Source organism: Williamsia muralis (assembly GCF_051487485.1).
In the GTDB taxonomy this organism is placed as follows: domain Bacteria; phylum Actinomycetota; class Actinomycetes; order Mycobacteriales; family Mycobacteriaceae; genus Williamsia; species Williamsia muralis_B.
The window spans coordinates 55,234-82,032 of the sequence record NZ_JAHVCV010000006.1 but is presented as its reverse complement, the minus strand read 5'-3'; the positions used below and the strand labels follow the sequence as shown (position 1 = coordinate 82,032).

Annotated in this window: 19 protein-coding genes; 8 read left to right on the top strand and 11 right to left on the bottom strand. The window is 65.1% G+C overall.

The window, feature by feature from the left end; translation table 11 throughout:
• Positions 1 to 356 precede the first annotated feature (356 nt).
• From KXR83_RS17565 to KXR83_RS17555, 3 genes are all read left to right on the top strand, one after another.
• A complete protein-coding gene (locus KXR83_RS17565) occupies positions 357 to 1,616 on the top strand; it encodes a DUF222 domain-containing protein (RefSeq protein WP_437425917.1) in 1,260 nt (419 codons plus the stop codon).
• A 209-nt stretch (positions 1,617 to 1,825) separates the two neighbouring features.
• On the top strand, positions 1,826 to 3,181 hold the full coding sequence (locus KXR83_RS17560) for an amino acid permease (protein WP_437426109.1): 1,356 nt from the start codon (positions 1,826 to 1,828) through the stop codon (positions 3,179 to 3,181).
• Between the two features lie 66 nt (positions 3,182 to 3,247).
• Positions 3,248 to 4,228: an ABC transporter substrate-binding protein gene (locus KXR83_RS17555; RefSeq protein ID WP_437425916.1), complete on the top strand. Its 981-nt coding sequence runs from the start codon at positions 3,248 to 3,250 to the stop codon at positions 4,226 to 4,228.
• On the opposite strand, the gene KXR83_RS17550 is transcribed toward KXR83_RS17555, so the two are convergent.
• Genes KXR83_RS17550 through KXR83_RS17525 form a run of 6 tightly spaced genes read right to left on the bottom strand, consistent with a single transcriptional unit; the run spans position 4,229 to position 12,402 of the window.
• Positions 4,229 to 5,401 (bottom strand): VWA domain-containing protein, encoded by a 1,173-nt coding sequence (locus KXR83_RS17550; RefSeq protein WP_437425915.1) that lies wholly within the window; start codon positions 5,399 to 5,401, stop codon positions 4,229 to 4,231.
• Positions 5,391 to 7,781 carry a DUF5682 family protein gene (locus KXR83_RS17545; RefSeq protein ID WP_437425914.1) on the bottom strand — a complete coding sequence of 797 codons (2,391 nt, stop codon included), beginning with the start codon at positions 7,779 to 7,781 and terminating at the stop codon, positions 5,391 to 5,393. Before KXR83_RS17545 ends, KXR83_RS17550 begins: the two co-directional genes overlap by 11 nt.
• A gap of 5 nt (positions 7,782 to 7,786) precedes the next feature.
• The gene (locus tag KXR83_RS17540; protein WP_437425913.1) at positions 7,787 to 8,896 is read right to left on the bottom strand and encodes an ATP-binding protein; all 1,110 of its coding nucleotides are present in this window, start codon (positions 8,894 to 8,896) and stop codon (positions 7,787 to 7,789) included.
• Positions 8,893 to 10,380, bottom strand: coding sequence for a DUF5691 domain-containing protein (locus KXR83_RS17535; RefSeq protein WP_437425912.1), 1,488 nt, complete (start codon positions 10,378 to 10,380; stop codon positions 8,893 to 8,895). Before KXR83_RS17535 ends, KXR83_RS17540 begins: the two co-directional genes overlap by 4 nt.
• Complete coding sequence (locus tag KXR83_RS17530; RefSeq protein WP_437425911.1) at positions 10,377 to 11,708, bottom strand: SWIM zinc finger family protein; 1,332 nt, start codon at positions 11,706 to 11,708, stop codon at positions 10,377 to 10,379. The genes KXR83_RS17535 and KXR83_RS17530 overlap by 4 nt, the downstream gene beginning before the upstream one ends.
• Positions 11,709 to 11,754: 46 nt before the next feature.
• Positions 11,755 to 12,402 carry a TetR family transcriptional regulator gene (locus tag KXR83_RS17525; RefSeq protein ID WP_317712140.1) on the bottom strand — a complete coding sequence of 216 codons (648 nt, stop codon included), beginning with the start codon at positions 12,400 to 12,402 and terminating at the stop codon, positions 11,755 to 11,757.
• A 144-nt stretch (positions 12,403 to 12,546) separates the two neighbouring features.
• Between KXR83_RS17525 and KXR83_RS17520 the strand changes: the two genes are divergently transcribed.
• Positions 12,547 to 14,106, top strand: a complete 1,560-nt coding sequence (locus tag KXR83_RS17520; protein ID WP_317712141.1) for an MFS transporter — start codon at positions 12,547 to 12,549, stop codon at positions 14,104 to 14,106.
• Positions 14,107 to 14,306: 200 nt separating this feature from the next.
• Positions 14,307 to 15,122 carry a MerR family transcriptional regulator gene (locus KXR83_RS17515; protein WP_437425910.1) on the top strand — a complete coding sequence of 272 codons (816 nt, stop codon included), beginning with the start codon at positions 14,307 to 14,309 and terminating at the stop codon, positions 15,120 to 15,122.
• A 78-nt stretch (positions 15,123 to 15,200) separates the two neighbouring features.
• On the opposite strand, the gene clpB is transcribed toward KXR83_RS17515, so the two are convergent.
• Both clpB and KXR83_RS17505 read right to left on the bottom strand, forming a co-directional pair.
• Complete coding sequence (clpB, locus tag KXR83_RS17510) at positions 15,201 to 17,750, bottom strand: ATP-dependent chaperone ClpB (protein ID WP_437425909.1); 2,550 nt, start codon at positions 17,748 to 17,750, stop codon at positions 15,201 to 15,203.
• Positions 17,751 to 17,883: 133 nt separating this feature from the next.
• Positions 17,884 to 18,525 (bottom strand): maleylpyruvate isomerase family mycothiol-dependent enzyme, encoded by a 642-nt coding sequence (locus KXR83_RS17505; RefSeq protein ID WP_437425908.1) that lies wholly within the window; start codon positions 18,523 to 18,525, stop codon positions 17,884 to 17,886.
• A 623-nt stretch (positions 18,526 to 19,148) separates the two neighbouring features.
• On the opposite strand from KXR83_RS17505, the gene KXR83_RS17500 reads away from it, so the two are divergent.
• Complete coding sequence (locus KXR83_RS17500; RefSeq protein ID WP_437425907.1) at positions 19,149 to 20,381, top strand: MFS transporter; 1,233 nt, start codon at positions 19,149 to 19,151, stop codon at positions 20,379 to 20,381.
• On the opposite strand, the gene KXR83_RS17495 is transcribed toward KXR83_RS17500, so the two are convergent.
• From KXR83_RS17495 to KXR83_RS17485, 3 genes are all read right to left on the bottom strand, one after another.
• Positions 20,378 to 21,391 (bottom strand): ABC transporter substrate-binding protein, encoded by a 1,014-nt coding sequence (locus KXR83_RS17495; RefSeq protein ID WP_437425906.1) that lies wholly within the window; start codon positions 21,389 to 21,391, stop codon positions 20,378 to 20,380. The two genes, KXR83_RS17500 and KXR83_RS17495, sit on opposite strands and share 4 nt — an antisense overlap.
• Positions 21,392 to 21,464: 73 nt before the next feature.
• Positions 21,465 to 22,109, bottom strand: a complete 645-nt coding sequence (locus KXR83_RS17490) for a response regulator transcription factor (RefSeq protein WP_062797047.1) — start codon at positions 22,107 to 22,109, stop codon at positions 21,465 to 21,467.
• A complete protein-coding gene (locus KXR83_RS17485) occupies positions 22,097 to 23,347 on the bottom strand; it encodes a sensor histidine kinase (RefSeq protein ID WP_437425905.1) in 1,251 nt (416 codons plus the stop codon). The genes KXR83_RS17490 and KXR83_RS17485 overlap by 13 nt, the downstream gene beginning before the upstream one ends.
• A gap of 109 nt (positions 23,348 to 23,456) precedes the next feature.
• On the opposite strand from KXR83_RS17485, the gene KXR83_RS17480 reads away from it, so the two are divergent.
• Together KXR83_RS17480 and KXR83_RS17475 are read left to right on the top strand one after the other, a co-directional pair.
• Positions 23,457 to 24,227, top strand: coding sequence for an ABC transporter ATP-binding protein (locus tag KXR83_RS17480; RefSeq protein ID WP_437425904.1), 771 nt, complete (start codon positions 23,457 to 23,459; stop codon positions 24,225 to 24,227).
• A 17-nt stretch (positions 24,228 to 24,244) separates the two neighbouring features.
• Complete coding sequence (locus KXR83_RS17475; protein WP_437425903.1) at positions 24,245 to 26,731, top strand: ABC transporter permease; 2,487 nt, start codon at positions 24,245 to 24,247, stop codon at positions 26,729 to 26,731.
• Positions 26,732 to 26,799 lie beyond the last annotated feature (68 nt).

Sequence of the window (26,799 nt, the reverse complement as noted above, 5' to 3'; positions counted from 1 at the left end):
ACCGATACCACTTCTCTTGATCCGCCGGTGACGCCGGCGCTGGTGAGCCTGTATCGAGACCTGAGTTCTGTCCTGGACCACATAGCGGGTGCGTCTTCGTCGGATCTTGACGACGCGTCGGTGTGCGAGCTGGCACGAATGAACGAGAAAGCTGTTCGCGCCCTTGGTTTTCAAGGTTTACAACGGCTACTCGAAGTGTCAGATCGGGGTGCATTCCGCAAGGCCGGACACCCGACGTTGCACCGCTTCGTGATGAGTGAGTTGCGGGTGACCCGCGGCGATGCGTCATCGCGGCTGAAGGCATTGGATGCCGTCGCCCGCCTTCACTCCCTGCAGGGTGAGGTTCTTCCGCCAAAGTGCCCTGCAGCAGCAAAGCACTGGCAGAGGGAACAATTGGTCTCGCGCACATGGATGTCATGCTCGATGTGCGCAAACACATCCCCAGCAAAGCCTCGCCCGAGGTACTCGACGTTGTCGATACATGGATGGTCGAGAACGCGCGCACGATGAATCCGACTGACCTGATCCAGTGTGGGCGCGAGGTGCTGGCGCGGGTCGACCCCGACGGCGCACTGACCGATGAGCAGGACCGCAAACGCAATCGCGGGTTGAGTGTTGGCGACCAGGGCACTGACCTGATGGCCAAGATCACCGACACCCTCGATCCCCAGACGCTGGCTCTGTTCAAGACCGTCCTCGATGTGTGGGCTGCCCCAGGCATGAACAACCCTGATGACCCCGATTCCCCGGCCGGAGCCGTCGACGATCCGGGCCACCACAAAGCACTGATCGAGTCGGCCGCCCACCGCGACACCCGCACCACCGCCCAGCGCCAACACGACGCGTTCAAAGCGATCTTGCGCACCGTCCTGGAATACAAACTTCTGGGCACGTCCCATCGTGGGTTGCCGGCCCAGGTGATCATCACGATGACTAAGCAGCAACTCGACGACGTGGCAGGCATCGCAACCACCGCGTCGGGGGTGGATCTCCCAGTCAAAGACGCTCTCGAACTCGCCGCTCGCTCAGACAAGTCGTTGGCTGTATTCGCACATCACTCGGCCGAAGTCCTGTACTTCGCGCGGGCGAAACGCGTTGCCCAGCAGGGCCAGCGGTTGGCGTTGTTCGCTGCCTACCGCGGCTGTTCACACCCGGGCTGTCGCCAACCGGTCACCTGGGCCGAGATCCATCACGTGAATGCGTGGATTCTGGGTGGCCTCACCAATGTCGATGAGTTGGTGCCGGCCTGCCCCGCCCATCACGCCATGATCGGCGACGGCCCTGACCAGTGGCAGACCGTCATACTCACCGAAGGCGCCGACACGGGCCGGGTCGCCTGGATCCCGCCGGCATGTGTTGATCCCGATCAAGTCCCGCGGGTCAACCGGGCCAACCACGTGGGCGAAACCGTTGATGCCGAATGGGCCGAGGTCATCGCCGCACGCGACGAACCGCTCAGAGAGCACGAACATCGGTTGATGCGGCAGAGCCAGTCGCGGCCGCCAGACCTCCCGCCGAACCTACCGCCAGACGACCCGGCCGGCGGGAACGAAAGGGATGATCAGCCACAACAGATGGCCGGTGCCCGGCGGTTTGCGCGGGAAGCGAAGGGGTAGTCTGCGCAACAAGTTTCTCGCAGCGCAACGAGAGGGCAGATCATCATGCCGACAACAACCCCACTGCCTGCTGTGTCGTCGCCCGGCGTCATCCTGCGGTCCGGCAACGTCTGCACGGGCGCTCAGCCGTGAGCACCACGGAGAAAAACACGGGCGGATCGGCCACGTCGGCGACGTTGGGCACCAGCCTCAAACCCAGACACATCACGATGATCTCGATCGCCGGCGTCATCGGTGCCGGGTTGTTCGTCGGATCAGCGAATGCGATCGAGAAGGCCGGGCCGGCAGTCATCATCTCGTACGCGCTTGCCGGGACGCTTGTGGTGCTGGTGATGCGCATGCTCGGCGAGATGGCCACCGCCAACCCCAACACGGGTTCCTTCTCGGTGTATTCGCACCGCGCATTGGGGCGCTGGGCGGGCTTCTCTGTCGGATGGCTCTACTGGTGGTTCTGGGTGCTGGTGATTCCTGTGGAGGCCACCGCGGCTGCGGAGATCTTCAGCAAACTCATCGGCGGTGAACAGTGGATCTGGGCCCTCGCCGTCACACTGTTGCTCACCGCCACCAACCTCATCAGTGTCGGGAACTACGGCGAGTTCGAGTTCTGGTTCGCCTTGATCAAAGTTGTTGCCATCATTGCGTTCATCGCGATCGGCGTGGTGGCGATACTCGGCTTGTTCCCGGGTTCGGAGACCAGCGGGGTCAGCCACCTCTGGGAGCCCGACGGCTTCCTTCCGAACGGATCCACCGCGATCATCTCGGCCATGCTGGTGACGATGTTCTCTTTCATGGGAACCGAGATCGTCACCATCGCCGCGGCCGAATCACCCGACCCGGAAAAGGGCATCACGCGCGCGGTGAACTCGGTGATCTGGCGCATCAGCATCTTCTACATCGGTTCGATCTTCGTGGTGGTGGCCCTTGTGCCCTACAACCAGCTCGATGACGGGTCATACCAAACAGTGCTCGAGGCAATAGGCATTCCCGCATCAGCGCAGATCATGGACGTCGTGGTGCTCACGGCAGTCGCATCGTGCCTCAACTCCGCGTTGTACACCGCATCACGGATGCTGTATTCGCTCGGCGAACGGCACGAGGCTCCCGCCGCGGTCAAGAAGCTGACGGCCAACGGGGTCCCGTGGGTGTCGGTACTCGCGTCGATGGTGCTCGGGTTCCTCGCAGTCATCGGCAATTACGTCCTCCCCGACAGGATCTTCGGCTACCTGCTGGCCACCAGCGGCGCAGTCGCACTGTTCGTGTACCTGTCCATCGCGGTGAGCCAGCTGGTACTCGGTAAGTCGATGCGAGCCCGCGATCAGGTTCCCGCCGTGAGGATGTGGCTGTTCCCGTACCTGACCGGACTGGTCATCGTATTCATCGTCGCCGTGCTGATACTCATGGCGTTCGACTCCGATCAACGCGACGCCATCACGTTGTCGACCATCTCGGCGGTCATCATCGTGGCCATCGGCGTGTGGATGCAAAAGCGGCACGGCGATCGCGGATACGACGCACCCGATGCGGCGAAGGCCGCTGCACCTGGTGCCCCCGAATCCAAGAAGTAGTTGCCTTTCAACCCGACACATGGTTAGGCTCTCCTAACTCAAGTTGGATTTGGTGAAGGGTGAAGCATGCGCCGGGCGTTCGATCACGGAAAAATCATCGGCAGCGTGCTGGTTGCCTTCTCGCTTCTGGCGGCAGGTTGCAGCTCCCCGGACGACGAATCCTCCGACAACGGGGCTTACGAGCCGGTGGTTGTCGAGCACCAGTTCGGTTCCACCACAATCGATTCTGACCCGACGACTGTGGTCACGTTGACGGGCAGCTGGACAGATTCCCTGCTCGCGCTCGACGAACCGATCAAAGCCCGGTACGTGACCGAGGGGTACGCCGGCGAGAACAACCGATTCGAGTGGACGCCGGAGAACGACGCCGAGGTGATCACCTATTTCGGCACGGAATCCATCAGCGTTCCTCAACTCGCTGCCCTCGAGCCAGATCTCATCCTCGCCGGCTATCTCGGCAGCGAGGACGAATACAAGCGGATCAGCCAGGTGGCCCCGACCATTCCGGTGATGGCCAAGGATGCGGTCATGGACTCCTGGCAAGACGTGACACTGACGGCGGGCCGGATCTTCGGCAAAGAAGACAAAGCCCAGTCACTGGTGGACGATGTGGAATCCCAGGTCGCCGACTTCAAGACGGATCATCCTGCAGCACAGGGCAAGACGTTCTCGTTCGGACAGCTGACCCAGGAAGGTCAGGTCGGTGTGGTCGCCGATGACACCGATCCGGTCAGCAAACTGATGTCGTCGATGGGCATGGTTCTAGACCCCAAGGTCAAAGAGGTCGCCGAAGGCCAAACACGCGTACTGATCTCGCGTGAACGCACCGATTTGTTGAACTCCGACTTGCTCATACTCTGGCCACTGGGCGGCGATCCGGCGGCGTTCGAATCGCTCCCGGGCTGGTCGAATCGGACGGCCGTCAAGAGCGGTGCGGTGGTGTATGTGAACAACAACAACGCGGCGGCACTGAGTGAACCGACGATCTACTCCGTTCCCTACGCCTTGAACCTCATCGGGGCGGCGGCGGACAAGATCCCGGCCTGATCACATCCCACGCGCCGCGAGCTCCTTCGACGTCGCCCAGGCCGCGATGTCGCCGCGGCCGATGGCCACCGCAAGAAGTTCCGGGAACGCGTCGGGTGTGCATGCAAAAGCCGGTATCCCCATGGCGGACAGAGCCGTTGCGATGTCCCGATCAAACGCCGGCGCACCCTCATCGGACAGCGCCAGCAGCACGATGACCTGCACCCCGGCCGCTGTCATGGCAGCGACCCGGGCCAGCATCTTCTCCCGGAGGCCACCCTCGTAGAGATCGGAGATGAGAACAAAGATCGACTCGGCAGGCCGGGTGATCAGGCCCTGACAGTAGGCGATCGCCTGGTTGATGTCGGTACCACCGCCGAGGGTCGCACCGAACAAGACGTCCACCGGGTCTTCCAGTTCGTCTGTGAGATCGACGATTTCGGTGTCGAACAGCACCAGGGACGTCTTCACCGACCGCATCGACGCCAGCACCGAACCGAAGATCGACGCGTACACAATCGACGAGGCCATCGATGCCGACTGGTCGATGGCCACGATGACGTCGCGACCCAGATGTTGGGCCCGCCGACCATGCCCCACCAGGTGCTCGGGGATCACCGTTCGGTAATCCGGTTGATAGTGCTTGAGATTCCTGGCGATCGTGCGATTCCAGTCGATGTCACCCGGTCGCGGGCGATGCGTGGTTGCCGCCCGGTTCAGCGCACCGGTGACGGCCGCACGCGTCTGGTCGGCCACTCGGCGCTCGACGTCGTCGACCACCTTGCGGACCAGAGCGCGCGCCGATGCCCTCGACGTCTCCGGGATGGCCTTGCCGAGCCCGATCAGTGTGCTCACCATCTCGATGTTCGCCTCGACGGTGTCCATCAGCTCCGGCTCGGCGAGCAGTTTGGTGATCCCCAGACGTTCGACGGCGTCCCGCTGCATCACCTGAACCACGTTCGAGGGGAAGTACTTTCGGATGTCACCGAGCCAGCGGGCCACGGACGGCGCGGACCCGCCCAAGCCGCCCCTGCGCGAACGGTCCGACTCATAGAGGGCGGCCAGCGATCGATCCATTCCCTGCATGTGTCCGGGATCGGGCGCCCCGAGCGGCTCATCCGCAGCAGTGCCCACCACCATTCGCCAGCGTCGGAGCCTGGTGTCTTCCGCCGGGTCTGATTCATCAGGAGACATCTGCGCCCTCCTTCGCCGCCGTCGGCGTGGACTGTTCAGCAGACAGCCCGAGCAGCGCAGCGACCACGGCGACAGCGGGCGCGGCACGCTCCGGGTCGACCGACGACGGCGCCGCCACCTGCACCACACCTCCGCCGATACCCTTCACCGACTCGGCGATGTTACGGCGGATTCCGGCCTCGAACACACTGAACGTTCGCCGCAGCAACGGAACCAGCTCGGTGAACTGCTCGTCGGGTAGTCCGGCCAGCCAGTGGTCGATGACGGCCAGCAGCGACCGATCGTGCACCAGCAGCAGGCCTCCCCCACCGATGAAACCGTCGATCCAGGCAGCCTTGTCCGCAGGCACCGCGCCCACCGAGAGCGCACGATGCAACCGCGTTGCCGCCTCATCGCCGTCGATCTCCCTGGAGTCGAGCAGGATTCGGACGATGCGACCGACCAGAGAACCGTGCAGATCCCGCCGATCGGCCAGGCCGCGGAGCACCTCACGCCAGTTCGCGGCTTCTTCTCTGGCCACCCCGCCCTGTTCGACCAGAGCAGTCACCTCGTGCACCTGATCGATCAACGTCCGGAACTCGGCGGCAGCGTCCGCGCCGAGTCCGGTGATCGCAGCGGGTAGTCCCGCAGAGACCCGGACCAGCAACGATGTGGTGACCTCGGCGAGGGCGCTGGTGTCGGTTCCTCGCACATCGCCGTAGCGCAAGGCCCGCGACAGGGCAGGCAAAGCGCTCATCAGATGTTCCACGTCGCGGTCGAGCGCAGCGCGGTCTCGTAAAGCGTTCAGCACCTGGTTCACCGCGCCCGGGAGGTCGGCGAGAAGCGCCTGTTCGAGTACAGCGGTGACCCCGGACAAGCGGGACGCCTTGACCGCACGCTCGATCAGCCTGTTGGTCGCGGCAGCCTCCACCGTTGTTCCCCACGCCGATGCGACCACGATGTCCACCGCAAAATCGGGCTTCCACGCCACGAGCCAGCCCTCCTTGAAGGTGCCCGAACCGCTCACGTCTTCCGGTACGCCCCAGTCGATCGACAGGGCTGCAAGCCGATGCAGCAGAACCGACTTCGCCAGATCAGGAGGTCTGCGTAGGTCCAACACGAGCTCACGCACCATGGGTTCGATCTTGAGCCGGGCCGAACGGGCAACAGCACGCAGATCCGCCTCCAGAGGTACCGTCGGGGCGTCCGTGGGCGTGGACCCCAACTGCTCCCCGATCACCAGCTCGTCGGTGATCAGTCGCATCACCGTGTCGTCGCCGTCGCACATCACCGCCTCGGTCGCCTCGCTGACCTCCGCAAGCCCCGGCAGTGGTCGCCGGCGCAGCGTCGACAGACTCTCGGCGAGCCGGGCGGCCTCGATGATGTGCGCAGACGAGATCGCGATGTCTTTGGCGCGCAGCAGGTGTGCGACCTTGACCAGCCACCGGGTGATCACGTCCTGATGCTGCGTGAACAGGTGGTGGTACCAGCCGGGCGACACCACGCCTGCGCCGTAGCCGGAGGCGAACGCCAGTCGCGAATGCGTCCACGGCACCCACGCCAGTTTCACCCGGACCTTGGGAGTGCCGCGGAGCACTTTGGCATCCGCGGTTGCGGGCGGCAACTTCCCCATCAACGCCGGGGCGTGCCACGCTCCGCAGATCACCGCAACCTTCTGCACACCTGGCTCTTTGAGCGCTTTGCGCAGCACCTGACGCATGTGTGCCTCGCGTCGTTCTTCGTGCAGTCGTTCATCAAGATCGCCCACCGGCGGAAGCTCCTCGCGCAACGCGGTCATGGCCTCGGCGATGGCATCAAAACCCGCACCATCTGAGCGTGTTTCGATGACGTCATCCCACCATCGTTCCGGATCGTCGTACCCGGCCGCGTCGGCGAGCACTCCGATGGGATCGGTCCGTACGGGGGCAGCCGCGTCCAGACCATCCGGTTCGGCCAGGTCGAGGGTGAGGTCATCGTCCGTCGGCTCGGTCTCGCTCCGGCCACCACCACCGCTGTGGGCCAACACCATCGAAGCCGGTAGGTCGCAGAATCGGACCGGCCGGGCATTGTCGACGGCCCAGCACATGGCCTGCCACTCGGGCGAGAACGCGGCGAAGGGCCAGAATGCCGCGACCGCAGGTTTGGTTGCCGCATACGCGAGGATGGCAACAGGCGGCGACATCTCGTCCGACCCGACGAAACCCACAAGAGGATCGGCATCAGCCGGTCCTTCGATGAGCACGATGTCCGGGTCGATGCGCCTCAACTCGGCCAGGACCCCGCGGGCCGAACCCGGCCCGTGGTGCCGTATCCCGAGCACGTAGGTGCCCGGGCCAACATCTTCGGGGCGCCCGGTGTCGAGCGCCTGCGGTGGCGTGGTGCCGGTACTCAGTTCGGACACCGCCGTCAAGATCCGGCCTCTCGGCACGCCCGGTAGAAGTCGGCCCAATCGTTGCGTTCGCGCACAACGGCTTCCAGGTACTCCGTCCACACCACCGCATCGGCGACCGGATCCTTGACCACGGCGCCCAGGATGCCCGCGGCAGTATCGGAGGGCCGGAGCACACCGTCACCGAAGTGGGCCGACATCACCGCACCGTGCGTGATCACCGAGATCGCCTCGGCCGTCGACAAGGTGCCGGACGGCTGCTTCACCCGGGTCCGGCCGTCAGCCGTCAGTCCCGACCGCAGTTCGCGGAACACCGTGACCACCCGGCGGATCTCATCGGAAGCACTCGGGATCTCCGGCAGTTCCAGCGTCTGCCCGAGGGCTTGGACGCGCTGCGTCACGATCGCGACCTCCTCGTCGGCGGTCGCCGGCAGCGGCAAGACCACCGTGTTGAAACGACGACGAAGAGCCGACGACAGATCGTTCACACCGCGGTCTCGGTTGTTCGCGGTGGCGATCACCGAGAAACCCTTGGCCGCTTGCACTTCGGTGTCGAGTTCGGGTATCGGGAGCGACTTCTCCGACAACACCGTGATGAGCGCATCCTGCACATCGGACGGGATGCGGGTGAGTTCCTCGATGCGTGCGATCTTCCCTTCACGCATCGCGGTCATGATCGGTGACGGAACCAGTGCCTGCTCACTCGGGCCCTCGGCCAGCAGTCGGGCATAGTTCCATCCGTAGCGAATAGCTTCCTCCGGAGTACCGGCGGTGCCCTGGATCAACAGGGTGGAACGGCCGCTGATGGCGGCCGTGAGGTGCTCGGACATCCACGTCTTGGCGGTACCGGGTACCCCGAGCAGCAGCAGCGCCCGGTCGGTCGCCAGTGTCGCGACCGCCACCTCGACCAGGCGCCGGGGCCCGATGTACTTGGGAGAGATGGTCGTTCCGTCGTCGAGTGTGCCGCCCAGCAGATAGGTCACCACCGCCGCTGGGGACAAGTTCCAGTGAGGTGGCCGGGGCCGGTCGTCGGTGCCGGCGAGCGCCGTCAGCTCGTGCGCATACAGTTGCTCTGCATGTGGTCGCAGGATGTCTGTGTTCACCGTGGACGCATCGTTGTCTGTCACTTCATCTCCTCGGTGATCGCGGCGCGCAGGATCAGCGCCCACTTGAGTGGTTCGAGCAGCTGGGGCCAGCCGCCCTTCATCCGGTCGGTGACCGCGTCGATCTGTTCGATCCACCGGTGGCCCGGCCCGACGGGGAGGCCGGTACGCAGGTGGTCGACCAGCCCACGCCAAAGCCAGAGTTGTGTTCCCGAACCCGTGATTGCTTCTCGGAGAACGAGGTTGAGAGCTGTTGCGGCCACCTCGTCCGGCCACGGCACCGGTAGGTGCGGCAGTACTGCTCCGGGCGGGCGTCGGTTGCGTAACCACCACACTGCCGCCTCACCCCTCTCTGCCTCGTCGAGCACTCCGACCAGGCCCGGTTCAGCGCCTTTCCATCGGTACAGAGCCCGAGCCCACGTCGCGCTGTGTTGCGCGACGGCGGCAGCACTCCACGCGCCGAGGACGATGTCGGCGTCGTCATCGGCGACCGCCTCGACCAATGACGCCGGGGTCTTACCGAAGATGCCCTCCCACAAAGCCAGTGGCGTTCTCTCGAGAACCTGACGGGCAAGCCATGCGCCTGCCCCTGTTCCCCGCGGAGGTGTGGGATCGATGCCGTCACGGCGAGCGGCCTGGTCGGCACCCTCGGGTAGCACCAGTGCGATACGCCACCGGCGGCCACCACCGGAACCCACCAGGACAGCCCGGGCCCGGTCGATCATCCGTTTCTGCAACACGGAATTGGGAATCTTGGTGAGCAGGCGGGCGGCACCGGCCCGCACCGAACCCTTGCGGTCGTCGAGGGCCATCTCGAGAAATGCCTCGTCGGTGGGCGACAGCCCGACGTCCAGCGCACCCAGCAACGCCGCCCTCACGTCACCGGGCTCCGATGCCCAGGTCTCCTGAAGCCGGCGCAAAGCTTCGGCCGAATCCGTTGTACGCCAACGACGCAACACCTCCACCCGTGCCGGCGTACTTCCGAGAGACCACACCTCCTCGACATCGACGTCACGCTCGGCAGTGAGATCACGGGCCGGGAGGGTGCCGGGGATGTCACTGACATCGCTGAGCCACCGTCCCCGTTCACCGACCAAGACCGCTACTGCAGGTCTGATGCGGACCTGTCTGGCAGTGCGTTGCAGCAGTGCCGGAATCATCCCCGGCGGCACTCGCAGGTCGCGGGCGGCCATGGATTCGATGGCCCAGGTGGCCAGCTCTTCACCGGAATCGAGTGCCTGACCGAGCAGTCCGGCAAGCCGCTCGTTCATCACCGGACGGTCCTCGTCCGGTGCGGGCGCCATCGCGTCAACCTGAGGTCCGGCAGGCATCCCGGCCCGGACGGCCACCGTGTGGAGTGCCGCGATCGAGTAGACCGCTGCCACGGCGTCTCTACGGTCGATCAGGCCCACCGGTTCGGCGATGGCCGGGTCGAACTCGGTCATCTCGAGCGCCTTGCCACCCACCCCCACCGTGGCCGCGGACACCAACTCGTCCCAGGCGTTCACGCCGCACCTATCTGCTGCACCGAAAGTGGTTCGGTTGCAATCGGATCAAGCCCTTCCGGCCCCAATTCGCCGAAGACCTGCACGGCGTGGCCGCCGGAGATGGCCAGCAGGGTGTACCAGCGGTCGTCGGAGGTGTCGAGGCTCACCGACGCGCCGTCATCGTCTACGAGCAACCTGACGCCGTCAGCGACGGCCGGGCGCCCGACAATGGCCACCGGAAACGTCTGCAGCCAAGGGTCTTTTGCTATCGCATCGGCCCGATCGGCGAGTGCGGCCGAGACGGTGTCCCCGAAGAGGGGTACCCCCGAGCCGGCCAGGTCCGGCGGCCTCATCCCGAGGTCGCCGTCGGCAACCAGCGCGCGCAGCGGCGGCGACCCCGGATAGAAGTACAGCGGGCCGTCGAACACCATGCCCGCCAGGAACCGCCCGTCGAGCCCGGCCGCGGTGGGCGCGAACGACAACACCACCGCGCGCCGTCCGGTGCCGCTGCCCCACAACCAGATCCGGCGGGTGACCAGCTGCTCATCATCCCGGTCACGGACGGCCACGATCTTCCAGGTGTCGCTCACGGGTGCGCTCGCCAACACGTCGGCCCGGGCTACCGGGTAGCCGACGTGCCTGCGTACGTTGGCGGCCATCGCCGGATCGAGATCACGCAAAGATCGATGTGCTTGCACCAACAGCCGAAGCATCGCCAGTTCTCTGAGCAGCCGCTCGGGCCAGCGGGTGCCCGTCACCATCGCGGGCAGCTCACGCACCCGACGGGCCAGGCCAGGCGCCTGCGCATCGACGAGTCGCGCCGCCACCGGGTCGAAACGCCGGTACGGATCGGCCTCCGCACCGGCCAGGCCACTGCGCACCTGGTCATCGAGCCACATCTCGAATTCGTCCAGGCCGCCGGCGACGCGGAATTCTCGCTGCTGTGCAGTGCGGGCCGCACGTTCGGGATCTTTCGGTTCCGCTCGGGCCGGACGGGCCGGCGCCGCGGCGGCTTTCGCCACCCGCTCGTCGATCCACGCTCTGGCAAAGTCTGCAACCTGCGGTTCTTCGGGCACACCGCCCGCAGCCCAGAGCAACATCAGCCCGAGCGCATGTTTGCAGGGGAACTTCCGCGAAGGGCAGGAGCACTTGTAGGCGGGACCGCTCAGATCGACGATCGTCTGGTACGGATTTCGGCCGCTGCCCCGGCACAGCCCCCACACCACCTGGTCGGTGCAACCCTGCGACGACCACGGCGCGGGTACGGAGAGTTTTCGGCCCGCCGCCTGCGAACCCGGGTCGGGAGCGAGCGCCAGTACCTGCTCGGCTCGCCATCGCTGTGTGCCCACACTTCCAACCAACCACAGAGCCCGGACAACTGCATCGACCGGGAGTTCAGAGGTTCTTGGCGACCTCACGGAACGTCTGGTACGTGGCCTTGAGCGTGTCCGCCGCCACGGTCGAATCGGCTATCGAGCCGGCCTGCCCGCACCGCCAGGTGTCGAGCGAGATGTGCATGAGCGACATGTACACCGAGACGATGACACGCACCCGCGCGTCGTCGGCCGGCACTTCCATGCGCTCGGCGACCTTGTCGCTGATGCTGCGGAACTTTCTGTCGCTGAGTTCCATGCCACGTGCGTTCACCGCCGGCGCGTTCTGGATGATCCGGTTCATCGTCTCGAACCGGGAGAGGTCCACCGAGCCGACGGGGCACTGTCCACCGAGGATCTGCACCTGCGCGTTGATCAGCGCCTCGATCTCGTTGCCGGTCCGCGGTTGCGCGTCGAGGGAGTCGGTCATGGCCACGATCATGTCCTCGACCGGCGCGAGCACAACGTCCTCTTTGGTCGCGAAGTACCGGTTGAACGTGCGGGGCGAGATGTCCGCAGCGTCCGAGATCTGGTCGACCGTGGTGGCCTCGAAGCCTTGTTCGTCACACAACTTCAGGGCAGCCGCGATCAGCCGATCACGGGTCTGCACCTTCTTACGTTCCCGAAGACCGGCTCTGACCTGGCCAGTTGCGGCTTCTGCGAGTGTCACGTCCACATGATAACTCGACATCTCAGAAAATGCTGCGGAGCGCGCCAATTGGCAATGTCCGTATTTTGTCGCTTGACGACTTATGTCTGACTCTGCCACTATTGCCGAGGACCCAATCACCCCCTCTTCAGATATGAGGATCTCGTGGCTTCACCCGACACCGTCATCTCACAGGATTCACCTGACAGCGGGCTCGCGAAAGACAGCGCGGCCGCACCGAAGTCGACCGGCGACTCGCGCCGATGGTGGGCGCTGGGAATCATCGCCCTCGCCCAGCTGATGGTGGTGCTCGACGCCAGCATCATCACGATCGCCTTGCCCTACGCGCAGGTCGATCTCGACATCTCCGATGCCAACAGACAGTGGGCGCTCACCGCCTACACCCTGATGTTCGGCGGTCTACTGCTACTGGGTGGCCGGATGGCCGACTACCTGGGCCGCCGCCGGATGTTCCTGATCGGCCTGGCCGGTTTCGCCGCATCGTCGGCCATGGCCGGATTCGCATGGGACGCAATGTCCTTCTTCGCCGGACGCGCGCTGCAGGGTGTGTTCGCAGCCATTCTCGCCCCCGCAGCCCTGTCCCTGATCACCGTCACATTCACCGAACACCGTGAACGTGCACGCGCTTTTGCCGTCTACGCAGCGGTGTCGGGCGGTGGCGCCGCAATCGGCCTCATCGCAGGTGGCGCGCTCACCGAGTACCTGTCGTGGCGCTGGACCATGCTGGTCAACACCCCGATCGCGATCATCGCGGCCATCGGTGGACTGTGGCTGGTGATCCGGGACATCCCCACCAAACGAACCGGTGGCTATGACCTCCCCGGCGCGATCACGGTGACCCTGGGCCTGATCAGCATCGTCTACGCGTTCACCAAGGCAGCTGAATCCGGCTGGGGCGCAGCATCGACCATCTTCTTCTTCGTCGCCGGCGCGGTGTTGCTCGCCGTGTTCGTGGCGATCGAGATGCGCACGTCCAATCCGCTGCTGCCGCTCCGTATTCCTGGCGAGCTCAACCGCGGTGGCGCCTACCTGGTCGCCTTCATCATCCCGACGGCGATGTTCGCGATGTTCCTCTTCCTCAGCTACTACTTCCAAAACACGCTCGGGGAGACACCGCTGCGGGCCGGGGTCCTGTTCCTTCCGTTCCCGATCGCTCTGATCGTGTCAGCGGGAGCAGCCAGCTCCCTGCTGCCGCGGTTCGGTCCGCGGCCGTTGATGATCGCCGGCACCGTCTCGGGTGTCCTGGGCTATCTCTACCTCGCCCAGCTGGACTCCGACTCGTCATGGCTCACCCACATCCTGCCCAGTGAGCTCCTGATCGCGCTCGGCATGGGCCTGGTGTTCGTGGCCATGCAGGCAGTGGCGCTGCACCGCATCGACGTCGAGGACTCGGGCGTCGCCAGCGCCCTGGTGAACACTGCGCAGCAGGTCGGCGGTTCGGTGGGCGTTGCGCTACTGAGTACCATTGTGGCGCAGGTGTTCTCGAACGATTCCGGCAGCGCAACGAGGATCGGCGAAGACGGAAAACCGGTTCCCGTCGATCCAGAGGCCTTCATCTCGGCCAGCATCCACAGCTACGACGTGGCGTTCTACTGGGGAGCCGGGTTCATGGCGCTGGCCCTTGCGGTCACCGTCTTCATGATCCGCATGAATCGGCACGCCCTCGGCGACGAAACCCAGAATGCCGCGGTGGTCGCCGCCTGATCTTCATCGGCCGGAGAACCGGGTCGTGCCCTCGCGGGCGCGGCCCGGTTTTTGCTGTCGGCGGCCCCGGCGCACCGTTCCGTGCGTCTCGCGCAAGTTCGAACAGGCGCGTGACGCACCGGAGCGTGCGTGAGCCGAACAACCTGTTGTGCGACACCCTTGACCCTGACACCGTGTCAGCCTGCAACGTGGGGACCGCCATGAAAACCATCGGAGATTTCGCCAAACTCGGCCGGGTGTCGGTACGGATGTTGCGGCACTACGACTCGATAGGCCTACTCACACCGCAGGTCATCGACCCCCACAGCGGATACCGGTTCTATGAGGTGTCCCAGCTGGAACGGCTCAACCGCATCGTCGCGCTCAAGGACCTCGGTCTACGACTCGAGCAGGTCCGCCGCATTCTCGACGGCGAGCTGACCGGCGCGGATCTGCGCGCGATGCTGCGGCTGCGTCAGGTCGAACTCGAGTCGCAGATCCGCCAGGATCAGCACCGGCTCGCCCGGGTGGAGGCGAGGCTTCGACTCATCGAATCGGAGGACAGCATGTCAGAACCCAACATCACCACCAAGACAGTTGAACCGGCCACCACCATCGGCCTTCGGGCCCTGGCCGACAGTGTCACCAGTGAAGACATCGGGCCGGTGATCCAGCCGCTGTACCCACGGATCATCGAAGCCCTGGGCGCCGCCGGGCAGACGCCCGTCGGACCGAGCATCGCGTATTACGCTCCGGCACCGGAACACTCGCCCGACGCGGTGTGGGTGCACGCTACCTTCCCGGTGGCCGCCGACTCCGTTGCCGGGCTGGAGACCTTCGACATCCCCGGTGGCGAGGTGGCCTCGATGATCCACCTCGGGTCGATGGATCAGATCGACAGCACCTACCAGACACTCAACCGGTGGGTCGGCGAGCAGGGTTACAGACTGACCGGTCAGGGCCGGGAGATCTACCTCGAGATGTCAGATGACCAGAGCCAGTGGGTCACCGAGGTGCAGGTCGACTTCGTTCGCTAGAAACACCAATTCGCTCCACCTGCTGCCGTTCGCTCTGGTTACAACCGGAGCGAACGCAGACAGGTGGAGCGAATTGGATCAGCCCAGGACCAACGTCTCGCCGTCGGCGCTGGTGTTCACGGGCACTACGTCGCCGTCGGTGATGTCGCCGGAGAGCAGCGCCCTCGCGAGCTGGTCGCCGATGGCCTGCTGAACCAGTCGACGCAGTGGCCGGGCCCCGTACAGGGGATCGAAACCGCGTGTGCCGAGCCACTTCTTGGCGTTGTCCGAGACCTCGAGATGTAGTCGACGCTGCGCGAGCCGCTTCTGCAACTGGCCCAACTGGATGTCGACGATGGACACCAGCTGCTCCTCGGTGAGCGAGTCGAACACCACCACGTCGTCGAGCCGGTTGATGAACTCGGGCTTGAACGCCGAGCGCACCGCCGCCATGACCTGGTCCTTGTTTCCGCCGGCACCGAGGTTCGACGTGAGGACCAAGATGGTGTTCCGGAAGTCGACCGTGCGGCCTTGACCGTCCGTCAACCGTCCCTCGTCGAGCACCTGCAACAGCACGTCGAACACGTCGGGGTGGGCCTTCTCGACCTCGTCGAACAGCACCACCGTGTACGGGCGACGCCGAACCGCTTCGGTCAACTGGCCGCCGGACTCGTAGCCGACATATCCCGGAGGCGCACCCACGAGCCGTGCGACACTGTGCTTTTCGCCGTACTCGCTCATGTCGATGCGCACCATGGCACGTTCGTCGTCGAACAGGAACTCTGCCAGCGCCTTGGCGAGCTCGGTCTTGCCGACACCCGTGGGGCCGAGGAACAGGAACGATCCGAGCGGACGGTTCGGGTCGGCCACACCGGCCCGCGCGCGACGAACCGCGTCCGACACCGCTTCGATGGCCTGCTTCTGGCCGACGACCCGCGATCCGAGTTCGTCTTCCATCCGCAGCAACTTGGCGGTCTCGCCTTCGAGCATGCGGCCGGCCGGAATACCTGTCCAGGATGAGACGACCTGCGCCACATCGTCGGGCCCGACCTCTTCCTGCAACATCACGTCGCCGTTGACCGCACCAGACTTGGCGGCAGCCGCGTCGAGTTCCTTTTCCAGGACGGGAATCTGGCCGTATCGCAGCTCTGCTGCACGTCCCAGATCTCCGTCTCGCTCGGCGCGCTCGGACTCACCACGGAGGTGCTCCAAACGTTCCTTGAGATCTCGCACCGCGTCGATCGCCTGCTTTTCGCCCTGCCAACGCGCGGAGAGTTCGTTCAGCTTTTCGCGGTGATCGGCGAGTTCCTGGCGCAGCTTGTCCAGGCGCACCTTGGAAGCCTCATCGGTTTCCTTGGCGAGCGCGACCTCCTCGACCTCGAGTCGACGGACCACACGCTCGACTTCGTCGATCTCGACCGGACGGGAGTCGATCTCCATCCGCAGACGCGATGCCGCTTCGTCCACGAGGTCGATTGCCTTGTCGGGCAGGAACCTTGCGGTGATGTATCGGTCGCTCAGGGTGGCGGCGGCAACAAGTGCGGAGTCCGTGATCCGGACACCGTGGTGCACCTCGTAGCGCTCTTTGAGCCCACGCAAGATACCGATGGCGTCTTCGACCGAGGGTTCTCCCACGTACACCTGCTGGAACCGGCGTTCGAGAGCGGCGTCCTTCTCGATGTACTGGCGGTATTCGCTCAGCGTGGTTGCGCCCACGAGCCGCAGTTCACCGCGTGCCAGCATCGGCTTGATCATGTTGCCCGCGTCCATGGCGCCCTCGCCGGTGGCACCGGCGCCGACGATGGTGTGCAGCTCATCGATGAAGGTGATGACCTGGCCCGCAGAACCTTTGATCTCTTCCAGAACGGCCTTCAGCCGCTCTTCGAACTCGCCGCGATACTTCGCACCGGCGACCATCGACCCCATGTCCAGGGAGACAACGGTTTTGCCGCGCAGGCTCTCGGGGACGTCGCCGGCGATGATGCGCTGGGCGAGTCCCTCGACGATGGCGGTCTTACCCACGCCGGGCTCGCCGATCAGAACAGGGTTGTTCTTGGTACGGCGACTGAGGACCTGCACCACACGACGGATCTCGGTGTCGCGGCCGATGACCGGATCGAGCTTGCCTTCGCGTGCGGCGGCGGTCAGGTCGGTGGAGTACTTCTCCAGCGCCTGGTACGTGCCTTCCGGATCGGCGGTGGTGACGCGGGCGTTGCCGCGCACGGCCACGAACGCATCACGCAACGACTGCGGAGTGGCGCCCAGGTTGGCGAGCAACTTCGCGACGTCGGAGTCGCCGGTCGCCAGCCCGACAACCAGGTGTTCGGTGGAGACGTACTCATCGCTCAATTCGCCGGCGAGCTGCTGGGCCGCCGAGACCGCCGCGATCGACTCGCGACTGAGTTGTGGGGTTGAACTGGCGCCGGATGCCGTCGGCAGTCGGTCGACCAGCTGTTGGGCGGCAGTGCGCGCCTGAGCGGGATCAACGCCGACCGCCTTGAGCAGCGGCGCAGCGATCCCGTCGGACTGATCGAGCAGCGCGACGAGCACGTGTGCCGGTCGGACATCGGGGTTGCCTGCGGCGGCTGCCGCCTGCACCGCGGCCGACAATGCGGCCTGCGTCTTGGTGGTGGGGTTGAAACTGTCCACTCGTGCACCTTCCTTCGGTAATAACAAGCAGGTACGGGCTCCTAGTGTGCCCGTTCAGAAGGTGTAACGCACCAAGAGTTGAGTCTGTTCCGCTCAACTAGAAGATTTTGTGCCGATCTTTGTCGGGGCCGACTTACGCGGCCGTCGCGAGTTTCGCCGCGCCCGGCCCCACCAACGCGCCGGGCGGAACCGGACGACCCGACACCGCCAGGAGCAGATCGATCGCCGGGCCACGCACCTCATCGGCGTCAGCACCCCCGAGCACGACGTCCGAGTCGGTGGCGGTCAGACGCAGCCCGACCACCCGTTCTCGTCCCCCACCGAACCCGACCGCGGTTTTCGCCTGATATCTGAGCGCCTCGACCACAGGATCCACCGGATAGTCCGCATCGATGCCCAACGGGCGCCGGATGTCCTCGCCGTGGACAAAGATCTCGGCGAACCTCGTCGACGAGTTGGCCGGCGGCGTCCTCGTCGATGTGATCACCTCGACCAACGCTTCGATCGTCTGTCCGGGATCAGCACGCTTTTGCCGGGCTATTCCGGCCGAGTTGTCGCGATCGAAGTCGAACCGGTTGGCCATCATCCGACGCACGAATCCGAGACGGGTGGTCAGCGCCCCGTCGATCAGGTGGGCCAGAACGTCGTGCACATCCCAACCCGGGCACAGTGATGGCGTCGCCCAAGCATCGGCAGGTATGTCGCTCAGATCTTTCACCAGACGCTCGCGCTCAGCGTGAACAACCGGCCAGACCGCAGAAAAATTGCTTCCCATGCTGAGACAGACCTGGCCGGGAGATGAAAGTCATCGTGCGAAAGTCGTCCACTTCGCGGTGAATTACCCAAGCCCTTGTGATAGCCGACACACTCGTGATATTCATGAAACAGGGATATCAATCTCGTTTCATTGCATCACAGGGCAACAAACAAATCAGGGTCGGGAAGGACCATAATGCTGTCTGCAATTTTTTACTTCATCGAATCCATCGACAATGCACTGTGGGATTTCGCGGAGGTCATCGTCACCGGTAGCGACGCTTAGACCGATCTTCGGTTCCGGTCAGTTCGTCGTTGACCAATTGATCCTGGCCGTGTGTAGCGAACGCTGCACGCGGCCGGGATTGTTCGGAAGAGCGCACCACCTGCGACAATGCGTCAATTCGTTGCACCACAACGTTTCCGCTCATCAAACGCACCCCGCGTGGCACCCCGATGCCGTAGACAGCCCCTGACCACAAGGGTATGGGGCCGACTGGCAGGATGAGTGCAGCGCGCGCCGCCCAACGCTGACGCGCGCCGCTGCAATGGCGTCATCGGAAGCGAGATACGGGTGCATTGGTGATCGGCGTGCCGGCGGGCCTGACGCGAATTGCTGCTCTGCCAGGTCCCGTGCGTTTGATGTTGGCATCAATGGTCCTGTTCAACATCGGCTTTTATCTCGTGGTGCCCTTTCTGGCCGTCCACCTTTCTGAGGGCCTCGGCTTTGCGGCATGGATCGTCGGACTGGTTCTCGGTCTGCGTATGGCTTCCCAGCAGGGGATGTTCTTCGTCGGTGGCAGCCTTGCCGACCGGTTCGGTGTCAGGCGGATCGTCCTCATCGGAATCGCAGTACGAATCGTCGGGTTCATCGCCGTCGGTTTCGCCGAATCCCTCGTCGGAGTTGTTGTCGGCGTGCTGCTCATCGGGTTGGCGGCCGCCCTGTTCGCGCCCGCGGTAGAAGCGGCCAATGCCAGCTATGGCGCGCTGCTGGAGCGGCAGAACATCATGCGCCGCACAGAACTGTTCGGCCTCGAACAGATGTGTAGCCGCACCGGAACCGTTCTCGGCCCGCTCCTGGGCGCAGCCTTGCTCGGCGTGCCATTCGCGTGGACAACGTGCTCGGCCGCGGCGCTCTTCGCCGCACTGTGGATTGCGTTCTTTCGGTGGTTCCCCGCAACTGTGACCACGTCGGCAATGTTGCCGGGATCGGTCACCCCAGCCGACCGCCGGATCTGGGCGGTGTGGCGTTCAGTGTTGTCGCACAGGGTGTTTCTTGCCTACGCCGCACTGTGCGCAGCGCAGCTGTCGGCGTACAGCCTGTTGTATCTGATGCTGCCGGCCGAACTAGAGAGCATCGCCGGCAACCAGAGCGCATTGGGCTGGTTCTATGCCGGCGCTGCGTTGATGGTCATCCTGTGGCAACGACCGGTGGTTCGGCTTGTCCATCGCATCGGCCATCGCGAGGCGGTCATCGGTGGACTCTCGGTGATGGCCGTGTCGTTCCTTGTGCCTGCCGCCGCAGACGGGCTCACCCACAACACCGCATGGCAATTCGCCGCGGTCGCCGGATGGGTTGCCCTGCTCCACATCGGCCAGATGCTGATGGTGCCCCCGATGCGCGACACCGTCGCATCCCTTGCGGGCGAACACAATCTGGGCGCGCACTTCGGAATGCTCAACAGTATCGCCGGACTCGGATGCCTGATCGCCTCCGTCGGAGTCGGGGGCCTGTATGACCTGACATCAGAGACCGACCTCGCGACGGCACTGGTGTGGTGCGCCGTGACGGCGGCGGTCGCGGGCGCTGTCGGCGGCCTCATGCTGTGGTACCGGCGTCACCCTGACGCCGGACCGGTAGCGATAGCCGTCTAGGTCCAGATCGGCGCCTCGTTGATCTGATCGACGAAGGCGTCGAGAACAAACGGGATGGTCAGCGGGTTCGGCATCGACACCGCATCGGAGACAATCGGATCCAGCTTGACGAGCCCTCCCGAACGCACCACATCCAGTCCCATGAACAGCGGCGACGCCTCCATCTGAACCCTCGCCCGCTCCCAGTTGTCGAACAACAGCAGGTCGCACTCGAGCAACGAGACGTTCTCCGCCGAGATGTCGACGTAGAGATTGTCACCGAACTTGTCGGCGATCCCGACGGGTGGCACAAACCCCAATCCCGTCAGCAACTGGGCACGCGCCGATGAAGGGCTGTAAGCACGAAGGTTGCCATCGGCCCATCGAGCGACCACAGTGGCGGTGCGGCCCACGAACTGCGGATTCTGTTCTCGCCGTTCGACGATGAGGTTCTGGGTGTCCTCGACAGCCTGCGCGGCGGCCCCAGGCAGCCCGACTGCGGCGCCGATCCGGTTGGTGACGTCTTGCCACGGCAACACCCAGTCGGTCTGGTCGGCCGCGTGCAACACCGTCGGAGCTATGCCGGACAATTGTCCGTAGGTCGATGCATCGATCGCATTGTTCACTGCCACAATGAGATCGGGTTGCGCCGCTGCCACTGCGGAGATACTGAAGTCAGAGGTCGCGTTCTCCAACGCTTCGGGATCTGCGCCAGCCACCCGCGGCTCGGCCCACCGCCCGATTCCGTCATCGGTGGATCCGGTCCACACCGGCACCAACACAGGAATGACACCCAGCGACAAGAGCACGTCCGCGTCGCCGATTCCCACCACCGCGATGCGTTTGGGTGCTTGTTCGATGGTCGTCGAGCCGTGGACGTGGTCGATCGTCACCGGGAATGCGCCGGGCTCGGCGGACACGGCGACGTCCGAATCGGTTGAGTCGCTGCTCGACGAACAGCCGGCGACCACAACGCCGGCTGCCGCGGTCAAGGTCAACGTCAACATCTGCCGACGATTCATCACATACATCCCAAAGCCACCTTCTCGAGCGCCAGTAAGTATGGTTACCCTAACTTATCGACCGATGGCGCGGTCAACGTCTCTATGACCGCAGGTGAGCCAGCACCGCAAGCACCCGCCGATGCCCCGTATCAGAGGTGGTCAGTCCGAGCTTGGCGAAGATGTTGCCGATGTGTTTGCTCACTGCGGTGTCGCTGACCACCAGCTTGCGAGCGATGTCGGCGTTACCGAGGCCTTCGGCCATCAACCGCAGCACCTCCGATTCGCGAGGTGTGAGCGATCGGATCGGGTCGTCGGCCCGACGACGGCTCATCAACTGCGACACCACTTCCGGGTCCATCACCGTTCCGCCCGCGACCACGCGTTCGAGCGCGTCGACGAATTCTTCGACTTTGCCGACCCGCTCCTTGAGCAGGTAGCCCACCCCCGATGCACTGCCCGCCAGCAGCTCTCCGGCGTATCTGTCCTCGACGTAGGCAGACAGAACCAGCACGGGAAAGTTGGGGACCCGGCGGCGTGCCTCGATGGCCGCCTTCAATCCCTCGTTGGTGAACGTCGGCGGCATCCGGACGTCGAGCACTGCGCCGTCGGGCGGGTCCGCGTCGAACGACTCGAGGAACTGCTCGGCATCTGCGACCGCGGCGGTCACCTCGATCCCGACGCTACGCAGCAGCAGCGCGAGCCCCTCCCGCAGCAGGGAGTCGTCCTCGGCGATCAAAATCCGCATGGCAGCTCCACTTCGAGTTCTGTCGGCCCGCCTGCAGGGCTGTTCAACGTCATCGTTCCCTCGAATGCTGCCACCCGACGGCGGATTCCCGACAGCCCACTACCCGCGGTCTCCTCGGCCCCGCCGCGACCGTCGTCGACAACGGTGATGACCATCGTGTTCCCGTTCTCGTCGCCGCGAGTACTGATGGTCAGGTACACGGTCTCCGCGCCGCTGTGCTTGGCCACGTTGGTCAGCGCTTCGGCCACCACGAAGTAGGCGGCAGCTTCCACAGCGGCTGGTGCACGCATCAAATTCCGCACATCCAGGACGCAGGTGATGGAGGAGCGCCCGGCAAGAGCTGCGACTGCTCCTTCGAGGCCGAGCTCGTCGAGGATCGGCGGATAAATGTCGTGCACCAGGGTCCGCAGCTCCGACAGTGCATCGGATGCGGCGTCTTGCGCCCGAAGCAGTTGCGGCAGAGCTTGTTCGGGGTCGACACGCAACGAACGTTCGGCCAGACCGAGCATCATCACCACCGCCACCAACCGATTCTGGGCACCGTCGTGCAGATCGCGTTCGATGCGCCGCAATTCGGCGGCGTGTGCATCGAGTGCCGCGGCCCGGCTTTCGGTCAGTGCCGTAACCCGTTGCGTCAGTTCGGTTTCACGTCTGGGTGCAAGAAGTTTGGTGGCCATGCCCGCGATGGCACGTGCCATCGCAGGGATCAGCCACCACGCGATCACCGCATAGGCGAGCGCAATGAACGGCATGGTGGCGGCCAGGAGCCACGACGTGACCAGATAGATGTTGCCCACCGGTTCGTCTGCGGGCATCGCCCACCAATACGCCGGTATCAACATCGAGTTGATCGCCGCCAGCGGCAGGACCACGGCAACAAATCCTGCGACGAGCGCAGCGAATGCGTGGCCGGTGACCCACGCCAGGTCGCGGCGAAACGGCGATGACCACAACATGGTTCGTAGATCGCTGAATCCCAGGCGGTCCTCCATCGGAGGGTATCGCTCCGGAATCACGACGCCGGTGTAACGCCCGGTACGACGGCGGGCCTCCCCGGCCCAGAAACGCAGCACCCGCACGTAAGCGGGTACCAGCAGCCATCCGACGAAGAGGATCAGCAACGGCGCGATGATCAGTGCGCCGAACACGAACACGAACGACACCAGCGCCGCGGCGCCCTCGACCATCAAGAAACGACATGCCCGCCACCACTTCGCGGCCTGTTCGCTTCGACTCATCGCTCCAGGATGCCGTAACCACCGCGCGAAAACGGTATAGCGGGCTACACCATTGGTTGGGTGGCCAGCGGGATGGTCCGACGGCTCGCCGATTCATAGCGTTGCTGACATGACTTCAACAGCACCCGTTCAACCCCTGAAATCGTTGTCGCCGACACCCGCGCTGCGCCTGGACAACGTCACCAAAAGCTATTCATCAGGCCGCAGCCAGGTCACCGCACTGGACTCCGTCAGTCTCACGTTGCCGCCGCAGGGATTCACCGCGATCATGGGCCCGTCCGGCTCAGGCAAGAGCACGTTCCTGCACTGTGCTGCCGGACTCGACCAACCCACCACTGGTTCGATCTGGCTGGGAGACACCGAGATCAGCGCCCTGAAGCAGAAGGCGCGCACCACATTCCGACGCGACCACATCGGCTTTGTATTCCAGGCCTACAACCTGCTGTCGTCGCTGACCGTGGAGCAGAACGTGACATTGCCGCTCTTGCTGGCCGGCCGGACCGCCGATCGCGCGCGCGTCGAGCACGCACTGGCGTCGGTGGGGCTGGCGAAGATGAGCCGACGTCGTCCAGCCGAACTCTCCGGCGGGCAGCAACAGCGGGTCGCCATCGCGCGTGCACTCATCACCCGACCGCGCGTCATTTTCGCCGACGAACCCACCGGAGCGCTCGACAGCCGGACCGGTCATCAGATCCTCGGGCTCTTGCGCGGAGCGTCGACCCAACTGGGACAGACGGTGGTGATGGTCACCCACGATCCGGTCGCGGCGGCACAAGCCGACCGCGTCTTGTTCCTCGCCGACGGCCGCCTGGCAGGCCACCTCGAAGGACCGACCGCCGAGGCCATCGCCCGGTCACTCACCGACCTCGGGCAGTGGTGACGATGCAACGTTCACGCATGGACAGCATCGCTGCCGCGAACCTGAGAGAACATCGCAACAGCTTCACGGCCGTATTCGTCACGGTCTTTTCCGCGGCCCTCTTGGTGTGCGCACTCGGAGTGCTGTTCGAGTCCGGGATCCGCGGAGGCGTCACAGCGCACCGCCTTTCCGGCGCCGACGTGGTGGTCGGGGCTCCGCAATCGCTCGACATCACCGAGGACGTCGACCAGCCCTACATCGAACGCGCGCGGCTTCCCGAATCGACGGTCGCCGAACTCTCGGCGGTACCCGGCGTGCAGTTGGCGGTCGGCGACATCAGCGCTCCCCTCACCGACGACAGCGGGCGCGCGTTCGATGCGCACGGATGGTCGTCGGCGGTTCTCGCGCCGTACAACATCGCAGCGGGTCACCCACCGGCCGGACCGGACGAGGTGGTGATGACAGGTGCAGCAGACCTGGGCCAGAAGGTGACGCTCCGTCACGGCGGAGTCGCCCACGCGTACACCGTTGTCGGGGTGGCCGGCGCATCCTCATCCGAACCCGGTGGCCGCCCGGCGACGGTGTTCCTGGACGACGTTCGGATGCAGCAACTCTGGCCGCATGCCGGCACGGTGGCGACCGTCGGTCTGATCGGACAGGACGGGGTGGACGCCGAGACCCTCGCCTCCCGAGTGCGTGATCACCTGCCCGGACTCGAGGTGGACACCTACACCGGTCCGGCACGTGCGGACGCCGAGTACGTAGACATCGGCGCGGCGCGCGGCGAGCTGGTGGCGCTCAGCTCGGCACTTGCCGGAGTGGCCCTGATGATTGCGGTGTTTGTCGTGTCGAGCACGCTGTCGTTGTCGGTCCAGCAGCGCCGCCACGACTTCGCGCTGCTACGGGCGACCGGCGCCACACCGCGTCAGATACACAAACTGATCGGCGCCGAGACCTGGGCCATCGCCTGTGTGGCGGCACTTCTGGGAGTGGCACCCGGCTATCTGTTGGCCGGTGTCCTGCGGGGCCGGTTCGCCGACGCCGGCATCGTGCCGCCGGACTTCTCGCTTGCCTACGGACCGGTCCCTGCCCTTGTCGCAGTTGCCGCCGCGGTCGCGACCGCCCGGCTCGCTGCGGCTGTCTCCGCTCGACGTCCGGCTCGCCTCGATCCCATCGATGCGCTGCGCGAGTCAGCGGTCGAGCCGGAGAAGCTGAGCCGGACCCGCGTGGTCCTCGGACTGTCGGTCGGGGTGAGCGGGCTGGTGGTCGCAACCCTGCCTGCTTTCATCCCCGGCCCTGCGGCGATGGCCGGTGCCGGGGGATCTGCGGTGCTCCTCGTCATTGCTCTCGGCCTTCTCGGTCCGGCCCTCGTCTCGGGCGCCATGCGCGTGGTCTCCGGCCCGATGCTGCGCACCGGTTCAGCCGGGCCGGTGTTGGCGGCCGCCAATCTCAATGCCCATGGACGCCGGCTTGCCGCGGCGATCACTCCGCTGGCGTTGGCCATCGCGATCGGGGCGGTGCAATTGTTCAGCCAGAGCACGGTGACCGCAGCAGCTGAACGCCAATCCGAGAGCGGGACCACGGCCGATCTGGTCGTGACCGGCCCCGGCGGCATCAGCCCACAACTCGCCGCGACGATCGCGTCGATGGACGCGGTGGGTGCGGTCAACCCGATCACCCGCACCAAGGCCCTGTTCACCACGGACAGTTCCGAGGCTCCGACCACCGAGGCGTATCCCGTGCAAGGCGTCGACGCCGCGAGCACCACTGCCACGATGGATCTCGATGTCCGGGACGGCGACCTTCAGCAGCTGACCGACGGCGCGGTGGCGCTGAGCCGCGACGCGTCGTCGGCGATGAGCGCGGATGTCGGAGACACCGTGACGCTGCGGATGGGTGATGGCGCTGTGATCACACCACGGGTTGTCGCCACCTACGACCGCGGTCTCGGCTTCGGCGATGTGACCCTCCCGGCAGCACAGGTACGAGACCACACCACGACCGGACTGGTCGACCAGATGCTGGTGTCGGCGGCACCGGGCCGGGTCGACGAGGCGCAGCGGGCCATCGAAGTCACCGGTGGCATGACCGTGATGAGAACCGACGGATTCGCCGCGGCCGTCCGACAGGACCAGCGGGCGCAGGACTCGGTGAATGTCGTGGCGCTCGCGGTGCTGCTGGGTTTCCTCGGCATCGCGGTGGTCAACACCCTGGTGCTGATGACCTCGGCTCGGCGTCGCGAGTTCGCATTGCTGCAACTGCTCGGTGCGGGTCCGCGGCAAGTTCGCGGCATGATCCGTCTGGAGTCTCTGATTGCTGTGGCGGTCGCGGCAGTCGTGGGCACGGCGATCGCCTACCCACCTCTGGCCGGGATCGCGATCGCGGTGTCGGGCGTGCCGATCCCCGTCTTCTCGCCATCGGCCTTCGGGGTCATCGTCGGCGCCACGACGGTGCTGGGCTTCGCCGCCATCACTCTGACGGCCCGCCGGGCGATACGCCTCGAGCGCCAGGTCAGAGGCCTTTAGCTCGTTTCACGATCAATAACAGTAGGTTAAAACAATATGCACAACAGGTGACCCGCGGGCCGCCGACA